At 69.0% G+C, this 14,231-nt stretch carries 11 protein-coding genes and 1 pseudogene; 8 read left to right on the top strand and 4 right to left on the bottom strand.

Annotation, left to right across the window (positions count from 1 at the left end; all coding sequences use genetic code 11):
• Positions 1–94: 94 nt before the first annotated feature.
• From DT074_RS19960 to otsA, 4 genes are read left to right on the top strand one after another with little or no spacing between them, the layout of a single operon-like run.
• Complete coding sequence (locus tag DT074_RS19960) at positions 95–1,603, top strand: 3-hydroxyacyl-CoA dehydrogenase (protein WP_119421627.1); 1,509 nt, start codon at positions 95–97, stop codon at positions 1,601–1,603.
• Positions 1,604–1,610: 7 nt separating this feature from the next.
• Positions 1,611–2,381 (top strand): trehalose-phosphatase, encoded by a 771-nt coding sequence (otsB, locus tag DT074_RS19955; protein WP_162915032.1) that lies wholly within the window; start codon positions 1,611–1,613, stop codon positions 2,379–2,381.
• Positions 2,378–4,174 carry a glycoside hydrolase family 15 protein gene (locus DT074_RS19950; RefSeq protein ID WP_119421625.1) on the top strand — a complete coding sequence of 599 codons (1,797 nt, stop codon included), beginning with the start codon at positions 2,378–2,380 and terminating at the stop codon, positions 4,172–4,174. Before otsB ends, DT074_RS19950 begins: the two co-directional genes overlap by 4 nt.
• A complete protein-coding gene (otsA, locus tag DT074_RS19945) occupies positions 4,159–5,553 on the top strand; it encodes an alpha,alpha-trehalose-phosphate synthase (UDP-forming) (RefSeq protein ID WP_119421624.1) in 1,395 nt (464 codons plus the stop codon). The genes DT074_RS19950 and otsA overlap by 16 nt, the downstream gene beginning before the upstream one ends.
• On the opposite strand, the gene speE is transcribed toward otsA, so the two are convergent.
• The 4 genes from speE to DT074_RS19925 form a co-directional block, all read right to left on the bottom strand.
• A complete protein-coding gene (speE, locus tag DT074_RS19940) occupies positions 5,531–6,376 on the bottom strand; it encodes a polyamine aminopropyltransferase (RefSeq protein ID WP_119421623.1) in 846 nt (281 codons plus the stop codon). The two genes, otsA and speE, sit on opposite strands and share 23 nt — an antisense overlap.
• A 16-nt stretch (positions 6,377–6,392) precedes the next feature.
• The gene (speD, locus tag DT074_RS19935) at positions 6,393–6,836 is read right to left on the bottom strand and encodes an adenosylmethionine decarboxylase (RefSeq protein ID WP_119421622.1); all 444 of its coding nucleotides are present in this window, start codon (positions 6,834–6,836) and stop codon (positions 6,393–6,395) included.
• Positions 6,837–6,978: 142 nt separating this feature from the next.
• A complete protein-coding gene (locus DT074_RS19930) occupies positions 6,979–8,211 on the bottom strand; it encodes an acyl-CoA dehydrogenase family protein (protein ID WP_119421621.1) in 1,233 nt (410 codons plus the stop codon).
• A 14-nt stretch (positions 8,212–8,225) separates the two neighbouring features.
• The gene (locus DT074_RS19925) at positions 8,226–9,341 is read right to left on the bottom strand and encodes an acyl-CoA dehydrogenase family protein (protein ID WP_119421620.1); all 1,116 of its coding nucleotides are present in this window, start codon (positions 9,339–9,341) and stop codon (positions 8,226–8,228) included.
• A gap of 143 nt (positions 9,342–9,484) precedes the next feature.
• Between DT074_RS19925 and gpmI the strand changes: the two genes are divergently transcribed.
• The 4 genes and pseudogenes from gpmI to DT074_RS28555 form a co-directional block, all read left to right on the top strand.
• Positions 9,485–11,068 (top strand): 2,3-bisphosphoglycerate-independent phosphoglycerate mutase, encoded by a 1,584-nt coding sequence (gpmI, locus tag DT074_RS19920; RefSeq protein WP_119421619.1) that lies wholly within the window; start codon positions 9,485–9,487, stop codon positions 11,066–11,068.
• A gap of 85 nt (positions 11,069–11,153) precedes the next feature.
• Entirely contained in the window at positions 11,154–12,392 is a 1,239-nt protein-coding gene (locus DT074_RS19915) for a murein hydrolase activator EnvC family protein (RefSeq protein WP_119421618.1), read from the top strand.
• Positions 12,392–13,711 carry a S41 family peptidase gene (locus DT074_RS19910; RefSeq protein WP_368744791.1) on the top strand — a complete coding sequence of 440 codons (1,320 nt, stop codon included), beginning with the start codon at positions 12,392–12,394 and terminating at the stop codon, positions 13,709–13,711. Before DT074_RS19915 ends, DT074_RS19910 begins: the two co-directional genes overlap by 1 nt.
• Before the next feature lie 128 nt (positions 13,712–13,839).
• A pseudogene (locus DT074_RS28555) lies at positions 13,840–14,231 on the top strand (hypothetical protein); the annotation flags it as partial.

The following is a 14,231-nucleotide window of genomic DNA, read 5'->3' as shown; positions in this document are numbered from 1 at the left end:
TCGCCACCGCTTCAAGACCCAGTTAACCCGTTGAATCGGCGCGGGTATCAGGTAAGTTTGGAACTTGCCGCCGTGGGGAGCAGCAGGAATGGCAATGGATTGGTCGCGCGACGAGGCAACGGTGGCGGTGATCGGCACCGGCGCGATGGGACGCGGTATCGCCCAGGTGGCGGCCCAGGGCGGGCTCAAGGTGCTGCTGTTCGATGCCGCATCCGGGGCCGCGGAGAGGGCCCGTGCCTATATCGCGGAGATGCTGGATGGCGCTGCCAGGAAGGGGCGGCTTGCGCCGGCCGAGGCCGAGGCGGCGGTGGCCCGCATCCACGTGATCGGCGCGATGGAGGATCTGGCACCGGCCGATGCGGTGATCGAGGCTATCGTCGAAGCGCTCGACGCCAAGCGCGACCTGTTCCGCCAGCTCGAGGCGATCCTGCGGCCGGACGCGGTGATCGCCTCCAACACCTCGTCGATCCGCATCGCCTCCATCGCCGCCGCCTGCACCAACAAGGCGCGCGTGGCCGGCATGCATTTCTTCAACCCGGTGCCGCTGATGAAGCTGGTCGAGGTGATCCGCGCCCCGGCTACCGCGCCGGCTGTCGTGGAGGCGCTGACCGCGCTCGGCAAGCGCATGGGCCGGGTTCCGGTCACGGTCAGCGACAGCCCAGGCTTCCTGGTCAATCTCGGCAACCGGCCGTTTTCGACCGAGGCGGTGCGCCTCGCCATGGAAGGCGTGGCCAGCCCGGCCGAGATCGATGCCATCCTGCGCGATGCGGTCGGATTCCGCATGGGCCCGTTCGAATTGATGGATCTGACCGGGCTCGACGTGAATTTTCCGGCCGCGAAGATCATGTACGACGGCTATTTCCAGGATCGGCGGCTGGCGACCTGGCCGCTGCATCAGGCGATGGCGGAAAGCGGCCAGCTCGGTCGCAAGACCGGCGGCGGCTGGTATGCCTATGACACGGACGGAAAGCTCGTGCCGCAGCCGACCGACGCGCCGGCGAGCGCCACGCCGGCGGCGAAGCTGGTTCTGGCCGAACGCGATGAGGCGTTGTCGAAGCTGCTGCTCGAAGCCGGCGCCGAGCTCCTGGCGCGCGATGACGGCGCAAGCCCGATCGTCGGCGCGCCGCTCGGCGAGGACGCCTCGACCTTTGCCGCCCGGCTCGGCCTCGATGCGCGGCGCCTCGTCTGCGTCGATCTCAGCGGCAATATCGCCAAGCGCCTCACCGCCATGCGGCCGCCCGGCGCGGATCCCGCAGCGGTGGCGGCCGCGGTTTCCCGTCTGGCCCAGACCGGCGCCAAGGTGACGGTGATCAAGGACAGCCCGGGCTTCGTCGTGCAGCGCGTGGTGGCGATGATCGGCAATCTCGGCTGCGAGATGGCGCAGATCGGCATCGCCAGTCCCGCCGATATCGACCTCGCCATGAAGCTCGGCCTCAACTATCCGCGCGGCTCGCTCGAAATGGTGGATTTCCTCGGCGGCGCGCGGCGCGTGCACGAGATTCTCGGACGCATCCAGGCGGTCACCGGCGACGATCGCTACCGGCCGAGCCTGTGGCTGCGCCGCCGTGCGCTGCTCGACCTGCCTGTCAACACGCCGGACTGACCGCACCTTGCCGACGCTCGCCGCACCCACTCGGATCGATCCACCCTTGCCGGCAGCGGATTGGGCACTGTTTCTCGATGTCGACGGCACATTGCTCGACATCGCCGAACGCCCTGACGAGGTCGCCGTCCCGCGCACGCTGATCGAGACGCTGCGGCGCGCAACCGATGCGTTCGGCGGCGCGCTCGCCTTCGTCAGCGGCCGCACGATCGCCGAGCTCGACCAACTGTTCGATCCCTTGCGGCTTCCCACTGCCGGCCAGCACGGCGCGGAGATGCGGCTCGGCGGCACCCGGCCCGCCATGCGGGTCGTCGAATCGCCGTCCGCCGCGCTGCGTCAGACCATCGCGAACGCCATGTCGCAGATCGCCGATGTGCTGGTGGAGGACAAGGGCTTGACCGTCGCCGTCCACTATCGAGCCCGGCCCGAACTCGGCGACGCGCTGGCGGCCCAGCTCGCGGCCCTCATTCAGGAAAGCGGCGAGACGGCCGATCTGATGGCGGGCAAATTCGTCTGGGAAGTCCGCCCGATGCATCGCGACAAGGGACAGGCGGTCAAGTCGTTCATGGCCGATGCGCCGTTCAAGGGGCGGCGTCCGGTTTTCATCGGCGACGACGTCACCGATGCCGACGGCTTTGCCATGGTGGAGCAGCTCGGCGGCATCGCATTGCCGGTCGGCGATCTGCACACGCCGCGCGCGGCGGCCTTCCACGACGCGGCCGCCGTGCGGGACTGGCTGCGCGATTTCGTGGCCGGGCTCGAAGGTGGCGCATCATGAGCCGGCAAACGCTCGATCTCGGTGTCGTCGGCAACTGCATCGTCGGTGCGCTGGTCGACCGCAACGCCCGCATCGTCTGGTGGTGCCTGCCCCGGCTCGACGGCGATCCGGTGTTCTGCAACCTGCTCGCCGGCGACGACGACACCGGCTACACGGATGTCGAGATGGATCGCATCGTGGCCTCGGAGCAGGCCTATATGCCGAACACCGCGATCCTGCAGACCACGCTGACCGACCAGACCGGCGCCTCGATCCGCATCACCGACTTCGTGCCGCGGTTCCGCCAGTTCGATCGCATCTATCGGCCGGGCATGCTGTTCCGTCGCATCGAGCCGGTATCGGGTCTCGCCCGCATTCGCATCCGCATCCGGCCGCGCTTCGGCTATGGCGCGTTCGCGCCGACCTGCACCGTCGGCAGCAATCACATCCGCTATGTCTCGCCCGAGAACACGCTCCGCGTCACCACCGACGGGCCGGTGGCCTACCTCGAGGGCGAGCACACCTTCGTCCTGACCGAGCCGATCATGCTGATCTTCGGGCCGGACGAAAGCTTCACCGCCTCCATCACCCATGTCGCGCGCGAATTCTTCGGCCGCACGCGGGAGTACTGGGTCGACTGGTCGCGCTCGCTCGCCGTGCCGTTCGAGTGGCAGGAGGCGGTGATACGCGCCGCCATCACCCTCAAGCTCTGCGCCTTCCAGGAGACCGGCGCCATCGTCGCGGCCCTCACCACCTCGGTGCCCGAGGCCGCCGATACGCCGCGCAACTGGGACTACCGGCATTGCTGGCTCAGGGATTCCTATTTCGTGGTGCAGGCGCTGAATCGCCTCGGCGCCACCCGAACCATGCAGGACTTCCTGCGCTACATCACCTCGGTCGCCGCGATGGATCCGGCCGGCCGGCTGAAGCCGGTCTACGGCATCGTGCCGGACGCACCGCTCGACGAGCACATCGTGCCGCATCTCGCCGGCTATCGCGGCATGGGCCCGGTCCGCGTCGGCAACCAGGCGGCGATGCAGGTGCAGAACGACGTCTACGGCAGCGTCATCCTGGCCGCGGCGCAGACCTTCTTCGACATGCGCCTGCCGGAACCCGGCGACCTCGCGCTGCTGGAGCGGCTGGAGAAGCTCGGCGAACAGGCGGCGAAGCTCGCCTTCGAGCCGGATGCGGGCCTGTGGGAATATCGCGGCCGCGCCCGCATCCATACGCATTCCGTCGCCATGTGCTGGGCCGCCTGTCATCGCCTGGCGAAGATCGCGAGCGCGCTCGGCGACCAGCAGCGGGTCGAGCGCTGGCGCGGCGAGGCCGACCGCATCAGGAAGCGCATCCTGGCCGAGGCCTGGAGCCCGGAGCGCAATTCCTTCGTCGAAAGCTTCGGCGGCAAGGATCTGGATGCGAGCCTGCTGCTCTTGCAGGAGATTGGATTTCTGTCCGCCTCCGATCCGCGCTTCGTCTCGACGCTGGAGGCCATCGAGCGCGAGCTTCGCCGCGGCGATCACCTGTTGCGCTACGCGGCGCCGGACGATTTCGGGGAACCGACGACCGCCTTCAACGTTTGTTCCTTCTGGTATATCGACGCCTTGGCGGCGGTGGGGCGGCGGGATGAGGCGCGCGAGCTGTTCGAGAAATTGCTCGCCAGCCGCAACCATCTCGGCATGCTCTCCGAGGATATCGACCCGGCCACCGGCGAGCTGTGGGGCAATTTTCCGCAGACTTACTCGATGGTCGGTGTCATTGTTTGTGCCATGCGTCTGTCCAAAAGCTGGGAGGAGGCGTTTTGGCGCGGCTCGTGATCGTCTCCAACCGGGTGGCACTGCCGCGTGAGCGCGGTGCGAGGGCCGGTGGGCTGGCGGTGGCGCTGCGCGAGGCCCTGGCCAAGCACGGCGGCCTCTGGTTCGGCTGGAGCGGCGAGACCTCCGCCGAGGCGAGCGACACGCCCCGTGTGCTGCGCACGCCACAGGGCGCCTATGCGACGCTCGACCTCTCCGAGGCGGAGCATGCGGGTTTCTATGTCGGCTTCGCCAACTCGACCTTGTGGCCGCTGTTCCACTACCGGCTCGGCCTGATCGACTTCCGTCGCGCCGCCTTCGAGGCCTATCTTGGCGTCAACCGGCGCTTCGCCGCGGCGCTCGCGCCGATGGTGGAGCCCGACGATCTCGTTTGGGTGCACGACTATCACTTCATCCCGATGGCGACCAAGCTCAGGAAGCTTGGCCTGCGCAATCGCATCGGCTTCTTCTTGCACATTCCGTTCCCGGCCAAGGAGGTGCTGACCGCGCTGCCGGGCCATGAGCGGTTGGTCGCCGATCTCTGCGCCTATGATCTCGTCGGCTTTCAGACCCAGGGCGACGTCGAGGCCTTCCAGGGTTACATCGCCAGCGAGGCGGGCGGGCGGGTCGGCGACGGCTGGGTCGAGGCCTTCGGCCGGCGGCTCCGCGTCGGCGCCTTCCCGATCGGCATCGATGCAGAAGCCTTCGCCGAGGCCGCCGTGAAGGCCGCCGCCTCGGAAGAAACGCAGCGCCTGAAGGACAGCCTGGCCGGCCGTCGCCTGATGATCGGCGTCGACCGGCTGGACCACAGCAAGGGCCTGCCGAAGCGCTTCGAGGCTTTCCAGGAGCTGCTCGGCACGCATCCCGAGCATCGCGGCAAGGTCACTTTCATGCAGATCGCGCCGATCTCGCGCGGCGAGGTGGCGCAGTACCGGACCTTGCGGCGCGAGCTCGAAGGTCTCGCCGGCCGCATCAACGGCAAGTATGCGGAGTTCGACTGGGCGCCGGTGCGCTATCTCAACCGGGCCTTCGTGCGCACCACGCTCGCGGGCTTCTACCGTTTCGCCTGCGTCGGCCTCGTCACGCCCTTGCGCGACGGCATGAACCTGGTCGCCAAGGAATACGTGGCCGCGCAGGATCCGGCCGATCCGGGTGTTCTGATCCTCTCGCGCTTCGCCGGCGCGGCGCGCGAGCTCGACGGTGCGCTGATCGTCAATCCGTTCGATATCGACCAGCTGGCCGCCGCCATGCACCGGGCGCTGCGCATGCCGCTCGATGAACGGCGTGCCCGCTGGAGCGGCATGATGGACATCGTGCGCCGGCACGACATCACGCATTGGCGCGAGACTTTCATGGCGGCGCTGATCGCCGCCCCGCCGGTCAGTTCCGCAGCAGCCGCTTGAACCAGGCCGGGTGCGCATAGACGGCCCGGTGGATTTCCGCGTTGTAGTGCTCGAGATCCAGCGCCGCGGCGGCGATGCGCTGCGCCACCGCCTCCCAGTCCTGCGCATAGAGGTCGTGCGCGGCGCCCCAGGCGAAGGCCATGTGGCCGCCGTAATAGGTCGGCACCGGCGACAGGTGGAAGCCGCGATGCGCGAACAGGCGGCCGAGCTTCCGCCAGGTGGAAGTGGTTTCCTCGGGCTGCAGGAACGGCACGCCGTTCTGGGTCACCAGGATTCCGTCGGGGTCGAGGCGGTCGCGGCAGGCGGCATAGAACGGACTGTCGAACAGCACTTCGGCAGGGCCGATCGGGTCGCCGGAATCGGTGACGACCACGTCGAAGCTTTCGGCCGCCTCGGCGACGAATTTCGCGCCGTCGCCGATGATCAGCTCCAGCCGCGGGTCGTCGAACGCACCGCGGCTGACCGCCGGCAGGTGGTCGCGGCACGCCTGCACGACCTCGCCGTCGATCTCCACCATCACGCAGCGCTCGACCGATCTGTGCTTCAGCACCTGCCGGATGATGCCGCCGTCGCCGCCGCCGATCACCAGCACGCGCCGCGGCGCGCCGTGGGCGAACAGCGCCGGATGCACCATCATCTCGTGATAGGCGGCCTCGTCGGCCTCGGTGGTCTGCACGATATCGTCCAGCACCAGCATGCGTCCGAACCGCACCGTGTCGACGATCAAGAGCGATTGGTAGGCCGTGCGCGCGCGCAGGATCTCGGCGCGCAGCTCGAAGGTCTGCGCTACGTCGGGATAGAGATTTTCGCCGTACCAGGCCATGGCGGCACCGGCGCCGTCAGAGCGATATGCCCCGCTTCAGCTCGTTCAGCTGCACCGCATCCGGCTCGAAGGCGCGCTTCAACACCGGCACCGCCTTGTGCGGTTCGCAGGTGCCGCAGGTGAAGACGTCCAGCGCGGCATAGCCGCGTTCCGGCCATGTGTGGATGCTCATATGGCTCTCGGCGAGCAGCGCCACGCCGCTGACGCCGCCATTCGGCTCGAAATGGTGCAGGTCGATGCGCAGCAGGGTGGCGCCGGTCGCGGCCACCGCTTCGCGCATGGCGCGCTCGATGAAGCCCAGATCGTCCAGACGCTTGGCGCCCCAGAGATCGATGGTCAGATGCGTACCGGCATAGGTGAGTCCGTCCTTGACGACGAAACCGCCGGATTCCGGAAGCCATGGCGGCAGGCTGTTCTCCACCACCTCGAGCTTGCGGACGCTGGTCTGCGATTTCGCCATTCCTCGGACCCTCCTTGGACAAGCTGTCCGGTTAAGCCGCGATCCCGTCGCGAGGGCGCACTAACTGGCCAAAATTGCCCGTCGACGCAAGCGGAATCTCGGCTGTCACAAATGCTTCGCAAACCGCGAATTTCAAGATCTATCAGCGCTTGCCCCGCGGAATCTTGTTGAAAGGCAGCTCCTTGTCGGCCCGCATGTCGGCCGGCAGGCCGAGCACGCGCTCGGCGATGATGTTGCGCAGGATCTCGTCGGTGCCGCCGGCGATGCGCAGACCCGGGCTGTAGAGCAGCGCCTGCTGGAACAGCGCGGCCGCCGGAACCTCGCTTTCCTCCATCAGGCTGCCGCCCTCGCCCAGCAGGTCCATGCCGGTCGAGGCGATCTCCTGCAGCTTGGTGGCGCTGACCAGCTTGGTGATGGAGGCCTCGGGGCCCGGCGTCTGGCTGCGCGACAGCGCCGTCATGGTGCGGAACTTGGTCAGCTTCAGGCCCTGGGTCTCGACATACCAGTCGGCCAGCTTCTCGCGCATGGCGCGGTCGGCGATGGCGGGCTTGCCCTCGACGGTCACCTCCCGCGCCAGATGGAAGATGTCGTCGAAATCCGGTGCCGGCGCCTCGCCCACCGCCAGCCGCTCGTTCATCAGCGTGGTGAGCGAGACCTTCCAGCCTTCGCCGACGGCGCCCAGCCGCTGGCTGTCCGGCACGCGGACATCGGTGAAGAACACCTCGTTGAAGTTCGACGTGCCGGAGACCTGCTTGATCCGCCGCACCTCGATGCCGGGCGACTTCATGTCGAGGAAGAACATGGTCAGGCCTTCATGCTTCGCCACGTTCGGGTCGGTGCGCACCACGATGATGCCGAAGTCGCAGTAATGTGCGCCGGAAGTCCAGATCTTCTGGCCGTTGATCACCCAGTCGTCGCCGTCGCGCACCGCGCGCGTGATCAGGCCGGCGAGGTCGGAGCCGCCGACCGGCTCGGAGAACAGCTGGCACCAGATCTCGTCGCCCCGCACGGCCGGCGGCACGTAGCGCTTCGCATGCTCCGGCGTGCCGTGCTTCATCAGGGTCGGGATGCACATGCCGAGCCCGATCTCGAAGAAGCCGCGCGGCACTTCGAAGCTCGCCTGCTCCTGGTTGAAGATCACCTGCATGATCGGCGGCAGGCCGCGGCCGCCGAAGGCCTTCGGCCAGGTGATGGCGGCGAAGCCCGCTTCCGCCTTGCGGCGCTGGAAGTCCTTCGCCGCGGCGAGGTTCGCCGCGTCGTCGGCGCGCGAGCGCTGCGCTGCGGCGTGGCCGGACTTTCGAGTCGCGTTCTTCTCGAAGAAGGCGCGCGCCTCGGCGCGGAAGGCGGCCTCTTCGGGGCTGTCGTTGAAATCCATGGCCAATCCTCTCCTCAGGCCGCGTTGCGGCGCTCGATCTCGTTGACCAGCTTTTCCTTCCACTCCGGCGCCGCGCCCAGCATCAGCGCGAGATGCTTGGCCCGCCGGTAGTAGAGGTGGCAATCGCCTTCCCAGGTGAAGCCCATGCCGCCATGCACCTGGATGTTCTCTTTCGAGGCGACGTAGAAGGCGCGGCTGCCGGCCACGCGCGCAGTGGCGGCGGCCAGCGGCAGCTCCGGCGCATCGGCACCCAGCGCCCAGGCGCCCCAATAGGCGTTGGAGCGCGCGAGCTCGACCGCGCAATAGACGTCGGCCAGCTTGTGCTTGACGGCCTGCTGGCTGCCGATCGGCCGGCCGAAGGCATAGCGCTCGCGGGCATAATTGCAGGCCATGTCGAGCGCCACCGAGGCACCGCCGACCTGCTCGAAGCCGACCAGGATCGCCGCGCGGTCGTAGAGCCGCTTCAGGATCGCTTCGCCGTCGGCTTCGCTGCCGAGCGGCTCCGCCTTGGCGCCGCGGAAGGTGAGCCGGGCATGCCCGCGGCTCGGATCGATGGTCTTGACCGGCGCGCGGTCGATCTCCGGTTGGTTCAGCTCGACCACATACAGCGCCAGCGGCGACTTCGCCGTGCGGGCCGCCACGATGGCGATGTCGGCATAGGCGCCGTCGGCGACCGGCAGCTTCGTGCCGGAAAGCCGGCCGCCCTCGGCCGAGGTCGCGAGCGGCTTGCCGCTGCGCGCTTCCGCGCCTTCGGCGACCGCGATGGTGCCGATCAGCTGGCCCGTGGCGAGCTTGGGCAGCCAGCGCGATTTCTGGGCCTCGGTGCCCGCGAGCAGCAGCGCCTCGGCCGCGAGGTAGATCGAGGAGGCGAAGGGGATCGGCGCCAGCGCCGCGCCCAGCTCCTCGGCGAGGGCGCAGAGCCCGACATGGCCGAGACCGACGCCGCCATAGGCCTCCGGGATCGCCGCGCCGGTCCAGCCAAGCTCGGCCACCCCGCGCCACAGATCGCGGTCGAACGGCAGCTCCCCTTCCAGCACCCGGCGCACGGCCTTGGGCGGGCAGCGGTCGTTCAGGAAGCCGTGCGCCTCCTCCTTCAGCCGCTTCTCATCATCCGAGAAATCGAAGTTCACGGGCGGCCCTCTTCGTTAAGCGTTTCCTCGGGCCATGTTTTAGCCGCATCCCGCCGTTACAGCCAATTATCAACTCGTCTCCCATAGGCTGCGCTATATAGGCATCCCATGTTGAGCTCGTCACGAATCGGCAATCGCCCGTCATGAGCAAGGCCGTTAACGAACGCCCGCGTCCCGTGGTGCTCTGCATCCTGGACGGATGGGGCCTGCGCGATGCCCGCGAGAACAACGCGCTCGCCCAGGCCAGGCTGCCCAACTGGACCCGCCTGATGCGCAGCAAGCCATGGTCGCGCATCGGCACCTCCGGCACCGATGTGGGCCTCCCACCCGGCCAGATGGGCAATTCCGAGGTCGGGCACATGAATATCGGCGCCGGCCGCATCGCCGTGCCGGACCTGCCGCGCATCGACAACGCCATCGCCGACGGCAGCTTCTTCGACAATCCGGCATTGCAGGAGCTGCTCGCCAAGACCAAGGCCTCGGGCGGCACCCTGCACCTGCTCGGCTTGCTCTCGCCCGGCGGCGTCCATTCGCACCAGGACCATATGGCGGCCCTCGCCAAGGCAGCGGCGAAAGCAGGCGTTCCGGTCGCGGTGCATGCCTTCCTCGACGGCCGCGACACGCCGCCCTCCAGCGCCGCGGAATACCTGGCCCAGTTCCAGCGCGACGTGGCAGGCCTGAAGGGCGTCCGCATGGCCACCATCTCCGGCCGCTACTATGCGATGGACCGCGACAAGCGCTGGGACCGCGTCGCCAAGGCCTATGCGGCCCTGGTCGACGCCCAGGGCGAGCGCGCCGCCGATGCGGCGGCTGCCGTCGCCGCCGCGGCGGGGCGCAAGGAGACCGACGAGTTCGTGCTGCCGACCGTCCTGGAAGGCTATGCCGGCATGCGCGACGGCGACGGGCTGGTGATGGCCAATTTCCGCGCCGACCGCGCACGCGAGCTCCTGACCGCGCTGCTCGATCCGGTATTCGACGGTTTCGCGCGCGGCCGCGTCGTCGATTTCACGGCGGCCACCGGCATGGCCGAGTATTCGGCCGCGCTCAACCCCTACCTCGCCACCATGTTCCCGCCGGTCCGCTATCCGAAGACCCTGGGCGAGGTCGTGGCGGCGGCGGGCCTGAAGCAGCTCCGCATCGCCGAGACCGAGAAATACGCCCACGTCACCTTCTTCCTCAACGGCGGCGAGGAGGCGGTCTTCCCGGGCGAGGATCGCATTTTGGTGCCCTCGCCCAAGGTGGCGACCTACGACCTGCAGCCTTCGATGTCGGCGCCGGAGGTGACCGACCGGCTGGTCGGCGCGATCGAGGCCGGGACCTACGACCTGATCGTGGTCAACTACGCCAATCCCGACATGGTCGGGCATACCGGCGTCCTGGCGGCGGCGGTGCAGGCGGCGGAGACCATCGATGTCTGCCTTGGCCGGCTGGAAGCGGCAGTGGACAAGGCCGGCGGCGTGCTGCTGATTTCGGCCGATCACGGCAATCTCGAGGAGATGTGGGATCCGTCGAGCGGCTCGCCGCACACCCAGCACACCACCAATCCGGTGCCGGCGGTGCTGAGCGGGCCTGGCGCCGGCGCCTGGCGCCTGGCCGATGGGCGGCTTTGCGATCTCGCGCCGACGCTGCTGCGCTTCCTGGGGCTTGCGCAGCCGCCGGAGATGACCGGCACACCCTTGCTGGTCGACGCCGCCGGGAAAAGAGCCGGCGAGAGGGCCGTTGCCTAGCGTTGTCCGGATCGCGCTCGTTGGCGCCGCTCTGACGGCGGTATGGCCGCGCGGAGGTCTCGCCGACCCCGCGCCCGGAGATCGCTTGCAGGAAATCCAGCAGGAAGCCCGCGAGGCGCAGAAGCGGGTGCAGGAGTTGAACCGCAGCGCCGCCACGATCGCATCGGAGCAGGGGCGCCTGCGGCGGGCCATCCGCGATGCCGGGCGGGCGCTGCAGAACCAAGAGGCGCAGGTCGGCGCCATCGAAGAGCATCTCGCGGCGCTCGCGGCGGACGAAGCGGCAATGGCCGACGAGTTGAAGCAGCGCCGCGCCGAGCTGGAACGCAGCCTGCGCGGGCTCGTGGTGGTCGCGCGGCTGCCCGAAGGCTTCGCCACCCTGGTCGGCACCTCGCCGGTCGATACGCGGCGTGCCGCGCTGTTGCTCGGCGGTTCCGCCGGGCGGCTGGAAACCGATGCCACGGCGCTGCGCGAGACGCTCGACCGGCTCGTTGCCCTGCAGGCGGACGCGCGGCGCCAGCGCGAGCGCCTGGCCGGGGCGACCAGCGCATTGGAAGAGCGGCGCCAGGCGCTGCGCGCCAGCCTGGCCGAGCGCGATGCGGCGCTTGCCGGAGCCGAGGCGGCGCGCAAGGCGGAGCGCGAACGGCTCGGCAAGCTTGCCGCCGAAGCGCGCGACGTGAAGCAGCTGATCGAGCGGCTTGCCGCGGAGGAGCGCCGCCGGACGCAGGAGGAGGCCCGCCAGCAGGCTCTTGAACAGGCCCGCGCCCGGGCCCAGATGCAGGCTCAGGTCCAGGCGCAGGTTCAGGCCCTGAGCGAGGCAGGGAACCAAGCCGCGGCGGGAGCCGAAGCGCGCGAGACGGCAATTTCGGAGCGGCAACCGACCGAGATGGCCGCGCTGACGCCGGCGCCGCGTATCCAGGTACCCTCCGGCGAGGGAGGAGTGATCCTGCCGGTGCGCGGCCGGGTGGTCAGCCGTTTCGGCGATCCGGGTGAGCGCGGCCAAGTGGAGAAGGGTCTTAAGATCGCGGCAACCCTTGGCGCGGCAATCTATGCGCCGACTGACGGCAAAGTGATCTTTGCCGGCCCGTTCCGCGGCTATGGCCAACTCTTGATCCTGGCGCATGGCGACGGATATCATCTACTCATCGCTGGTTTCGGGCGTATCGATGCGAATGTGGGCCAAGCGGTCGCTCTGGGTGAACCGATTGGCTTCATGGCCGAAGAGGCGGATGCTGAGCCGCTTCTCTATGTGGAACTGCGCCGGAAGGGCGAGCCCGTTAACCCCCAATCCTGGCTCGCGCAAGCAGAACGAAAGGTCGACGGCTGATGCGTAATTTCATGCTCGGTGCGGTCAGTGCGCTGGCGCTGACCGGGGTGGCGGCGGTGTTGACGCTGCCGGTCGGCCCGCTGGAAGCGGCCAGTTCCGAAACCTATCGGCGGCTCGACCTGTTCGGCGACGTGCTGGAGAAGGTGCGGAGCGACTACGTCGACACGGTCAACGAGGGCGAGCTGATCGAGAGCGCCATCAACGGCATGCTCGCCTCGCTCGATCCGCATTCCCAGTACCTCAATCCCAAGAGCTTCCGGGAGATGCAGGTGCAGACCCGGGGCGAGTTCGGCGGCCTCGGCATCGAAGTCACCATGGAGAACGGCCTGGTCAAGGTGGTGGCGCCGATCGACGACACGCCCGCGAGCCGCGCCGGCCTGCTGCCGGGCGACCTGATTGCCGGCATCGACGGCAAGCCCGTCATGGGCCTGACCCTGCAGGAAGCGGTGGAGAAGATGCGCGGGGCGGTCGGCTCGCGCATCCTGCTGACGATCCGGCGCAAGAATGTCGAGAAGCCGTTCGACGTGACGCTTGCCCGCGACACCATCAAGGTGCAGTCGGTGCGTTCGCGCCGCGAGGGCAACGCCGCCTATATCCGCATCACGACGTTCAACGAGCAGACCTCGGGCGGTCTGGGCCGCGCGGTCGACAAGCTGCGATCGGAGATCGGCGCCGACAAGATCGAGGGCTACGTCATCGACTTGCGCAACAATCCGGGCGGCCTGCTCGACCAGGCAGTGTCGGTCTCCGACGCTTTCCTGAACCAGGGCGAGATCGTCTCGACACGCGGGCGCAAGCAGGACGAGGGCACGCGCTTCAACTCCAAGCGCGGCGACATCACCGACGGCAAGCCGGTCGTGGTGCTGATCAACGGCGGCTCGGCCTCGGCCTCCGAGATCGTCGCCGGCGCGCTGCAGGACCACAAGCGCGCCGTCGTGATCGGCACCAAGTCGTTCGGCAAGGGCTCGGTGCAGACCATCATCCCGCTGCAGGGTCAGGGCGCGCTGAAGCTGACGACGCAGCGCTACTACACGCCGTCGGGCCGCTCGATCCAGGCGGTCGGCATCGAGCCGGATGTCGAAGTGCATCAGGTCAAGGCCGAAGGCGCCGATCAGGCGACACGCCGCGGCGAGGCCGACCTGCGCAATCACCTCTCGGGCGATCCGAGCAAGCCGGAGGAAGACGGCAAGCCGGCGGCGCCGCTCGAGGCGGGACCGATCCCGACCGACCTGCAGAGCGATCCGCAGCTGCAGCGGGCGCTCGAGCTGCTGCGCAGCGGCCCGCAGCTCGGTGCTCGATCCGCCCCCGCGACCAAATAAACCGATAAGCGGCGACCCCACCGGGGTCGCCAGGGGCTGCGTCGGATGGCATGAACGATCGGTCTACGGCCCGGGTTGATCCGTCCGGTGGGGGCCGGCGGCGCATGAGCCCGCCCGCGGCTGTTGGCTTGGCCCTGTTCGTGGCCATGGGCCTGTTCGTCGGCTGGCTGTGGTGGCAGGGCGAGCCGCCGCCGGTGGCGCAACGCGCGACGGAATTGGCGGCGAAGCCGGCCGCGCCCGCTTTGCCGCCTGCCGAACCAATGCCTGCGCCGGCGGAGCCCGCCCCGGCGGCAGGCGCCGCATCGGCGACCCCGCCGGCCGCATCCTCGCCTGCCGAACCGCCGCCGCCGGAAAAGCCGCCAGCCGAAAGCCAGCCGCCGGTATCTGCGCCTGCCGTCGAGCCGCCGGGCGCGATGGCCAAATCCCCGCCCGCAACCGCACCGCCGGCCCCCCCGGCGCCTGCGCCTGCTCCGGCCCAGGCCGCCCCCGCGCCGGCACCTCCGGCCGCGGCCCAGGCTCC

The sequence above is a fragment of the Desertibaculum subflavum genome, from assembly GCA_003576705.1.
Classification (GTDB): domain Bacteria; phylum Pseudomonadota; class Alphaproteobacteria; order Ferrovibrionales; family Ferrovibrionaceae; genus Desertibaculum; species Desertibaculum subflavum.
This window is presented reverse-complemented; position numbering and strand designations above follow the sequence as displayed.

Excerpts from the sequence above, each read along its gene's own strand:
- DT074_RS19950 (WP_119421625.1), top strand. The coding sequence starts at position 2,378 with ATGAGCCGGCAAACGCTCGATCTCGGTGTCGTCGGCAACTGCATCGTC.
- speE (WP_119421623.1), bottom strand. The coding sequence starts at position 6,376 with ATGGCCTGGTACGGCGAAAATCTCTATCCCGACGTAGCGCAGACCTTC.
- DT074_RS19930 (WP_119421621.1), bottom strand. The coding sequence starts at position 8,211 with ATGGATTTCAACGACAGCCCCGAAGAGGCCGCCTTCCGCGCCGAGGCG.
- DT074_RS19960 (WP_119421627.1), top strand. The coding sequence starts at position 95 with ATGGATTGGTCGCGCGACGAGGCAACGGTGGCGGTGATCGGCACCGGC.
- speD (WP_119421622.1), bottom strand. The coding sequence starts at position 6,836 with ATGGCGAAATCGCAGACCAGCGTCCGCAAGCTCGAGGTGGTGGAGAAC.
- gpmI (WP_119421619.1), top strand. The coding sequence starts at position 9,485 with ATGAGCAAGGCCGTTAACGAACGCCCGCGTCCCGTGGTGCTCTGCATC.
- DT074_RS19910 (WP_368744791.1), top strand. The coding sequence starts at position 12,392 with ATGCGTAATTTCATGCTCGGTGCGGTCAGTGCGCTGGCGCTGACCGGG.